Annotated in this window: 3 protein-coding genes; 1 reads left to right on the top strand and 2 read right to left on the bottom strand. The window is 48.1% G+C overall.

Features of this window, described 5'->3' with window-relative positions; all coding sequences use genetic code 11:
* The coding region (nusA, locus tag Q0323_RS05260; RefSeq protein ID WP_298052227.1) for a transcription termination factor NusA at positions 1–881 on the top strand (881 nt) is incomplete at its 5' end.
* 390 nt (positions 882–1,271) lie between these two features.
* Here nusA and Q0323_RS05255 read toward each other — a convergent pair.
* Together Q0323_RS05255 and Q0323_RS05250 are read right to left on the bottom strand one after the other, a co-directional pair.
* The gene (locus Q0323_RS05255) at positions 1,272–1,883 is read right to left on the bottom strand and encodes a YiiX/YebB-like N1pC/P60 family cysteine hydrolase (protein ID WP_298052224.1); all 612 of its coding nucleotides are present in this window, start codon (positions 1,881–1,883) and stop codon (positions 1,272–1,274) included.
* Positions 1,865–2,248: a DUF4878 domain-containing protein gene (locus tag Q0323_RS05250; RefSeq protein ID WP_298052221.1), complete on the bottom strand. Its 384-nt coding sequence runs from the start codon at positions 2,246–2,248 to the stop codon at positions 1,865–1,867. Before Q0323_RS05250 ends, Q0323_RS05255 begins: the two co-directional genes overlap by 19 nt.
* Positions 2,249–2,795 lie beyond the last annotated feature (547 nt).

Here is a 2,795-nt window from a genome sequence, read left to right as displayed (position 1 = left end):
AAAAAATAGGCGAAAACGCGGAGATCGGAGATGAGCTAAGCTACGAAATAAATATCGAAAACCTCGGCCGCACGGCTTCCGGCGTGCTGGCTAGAGAGCTAAATTTTCATATCCAGCGACTGCTCGAAGAGAAAATTTTTGAAAATTATAAAAGCAAAGTAGGCGCTCTCACCCACGGCACGGTTACCAAAATCGATCACGACGGCACGACCTACGTAGAGATCGAGGATACGAAGGCCTTTATGCCGCTTAAAAACCGCATCAAGGGCGAAAATTTCAAAGTGGGCGACGTGCTGCAAGCCGTCATCAAAAACGTAGCGATCGACAAATCTCACGGCATCAGACTAGAACTTTCGCGCACCAGCCCGAAATTCCTAGAAGCCCTGCTCGCTGCCGAAGTCCCAGAGATCAAAGACGGCAGCGTCATCATCCAAGCCTGCGCCAGAATCCCCGGCAGGCGCGCCAAAATCGCGCTTAGCGCCGTCTCGCCAAACGTCGATCCGGTAGGCGCTACCGTCGGCAAAGGAGGCGCGCGAATCGATGCGGTGAGTAGATTTTTAAGCAAAAATTTGCAAGACGGAAGCGGCGGCGAGAGCATCGACGCGTTTGAATACTCCGCAAGCCCCGAAATTTTGATCACTCGCGCGATGGCGCCAGCGATCGTAAACTCGGTCAAAATAACGCAGGACGGCAAGGCAATCGTCTACGTAAACCCCGATCAAAAAAGCAAAGCGATCGGCAAAAACGGTCTAAATATCCGCCTCGCCTCGATGCTATGCGGCTGCGAGATCGAGCTTATCGAAACCGGCTCAGCGAGCGAGAAAAAGGTCTCCACGCAGGAGGGTCTTAAAAATCTCGAAGCGCTTTTCGGCGAGCTGTAGAGCTCGCGCATTTCGCTTTTTGAAATTTTGCAAGTTGCGCTTTTTATAAAATTCTATTCTTTTAGGATTTTATGAATTGTAAATTTCGTCTTTTGAAAATTCTGCAGCAAGGCGGAATTTTGTTTTGCGCGTAGGATGTGCAGAATCTGAAGCGAGCGGTAATTTTGCGAATTCGGTAGCTAGCGAAATTTATAAAATTTTAATGCCCTGCGGAATTCTAATATAAAATTTTACGTCGTTCGGAATTTTAAAATTTAGCGTCAAAGCAAAATTCTGACCGAAATTTTGCGGCACGGAATTTTAAGATCAAATTTTATTTACATGCACTTGAATTGATGCGATATTTAAATTTACACAGCGCGCAAAATTGCACCCCAAGCTAAGTCGCGCCTACCGCTCATATAAAATTTCGACGCCGCCGTAGTGCCAAAATGCCTTCGGCGCGAGGTATTCGCCGCCTAGAACGGCTAAGCTAAGCTTAAAATATTGCGGAGAAAATTCCGTGATTTTTGAAATTTCTTGCTCGAGCAGCGTCGTGCAGTAGAGGTTCGCTTCGCCGCGAGGTCTTAGCGTAAAACCCTCGCCGACGCGCCTAAGTAAAGAAGCGGCGAGGCGCGCTTTTTGCTCCTCGTTTAAAAATTTCATCCGCGCCGCGCCGAAGTCTCGCGCATGCGCCAAAAACTCCCGCATCGAAACGGTCGCGACGCCGTCTCGCTCGCCCTCGCCCGTTACGGCGTGCACTATCAAAAGCGGGCGTTCCCGCACGATTATGCCTACGTGCGAGTATTTAAAATTTGTTGCGGTTGCGATTATGCGGCTGTCGGTGACGTCGCCCATGCGAAAGACGAGATCGCCCGTGCGTAGATTTGATAAAATTTCATCCGGCACCCGCAGCGGCTCTTTTGCCGTAGGCGCGCGCGTGAGCATCCAAAGCTCGCCGAATGCGCCTAGAGCGAAGGTCAGGCAGACGAGAAGCTTTTTGGCTAAAGCACAACCTTCCATTTGCCGTCTTTTTTGACGAGTTTAACGCTCTCGGTGCGGTTCGTGCCGTTTTTAAAAGACACGACGACTTTCACGAGCGCTGATTTCTCGTCGCTATTTTGCAGCTCGCCCGAGACGCCTTTTAGCCCGTCGCGCTTGGAAGCCTCCTCTTTGCCGGCACCTGCCATTTGCATCAGTTTACCGTTTATCATCTGCATAGAGCCGTCGTCCGATCTGTCCTTATCGGGTATGTCTATAGCATCCACCAAAGTCTTAGAATCGCCCTCGTATAGGGCCCTGACAAAGTCCTCGGCGACGCCTTTTGGATCGCTGCCGCAGCCTGCTAGAACGAATATCGCAATGAGCGCGAGTAGAAATTTTTTCATAAGCTCTCCTCGTAGAAATTTTGAGATTCTATATACAAACGATAAATATTTTTTAAATTAAGATCTTTATGCACGGAGGGAATTTATATCGCGTTTGGATTTGCGAAGGCGTATTTGGTCGTGCTTTTACTGAATTAAAATAGAATTTTGCATTCGAAGGAAAGCTCGTCTTGCCTCGTTAAAATTTTATCTTGCCGAAGCGAAATTTTATAGCAGCTTCTGCGAACCCTGTCTTGCGGCATACCTCAAACGGCGCTCAAACTCATTCGGTAGCGCGAAGCGAGCTTTGCTTGTCGAAACTGAAATTTAGCCGTATTTTGCGGCTAAAATTTTAAAATTTAAATGCCGCCTTCGTAGGATTGCTCGCTTACGATTTAGCTTTTTGCTGCGACGCTCGCGAAATTATAAGGAAATTTTACCTAAATAGGGCTATAATCCAATAATTCATTTCATAAAGGAATATCATGGAGACATGGGCGGCTTGGGCACTCACATCAGCACTCTTTGCGGCACTGACTGCGATATTTGCAAAAATCGGACTCGAAGG

It is taken from the genome of uncultured Campylobacter sp. (assembly GCF_938030145.1).
Lineage (GTDB): Bacteria > Campylobacterota > Campylobacteria > Campylobacterales > Campylobacteraceae > Campylobacter_B.
The sequence above is the reverse complement of the archived record's forward strand: the minus strand, read 5'-3'. Positions and strand labels throughout refer to the sequence as shown.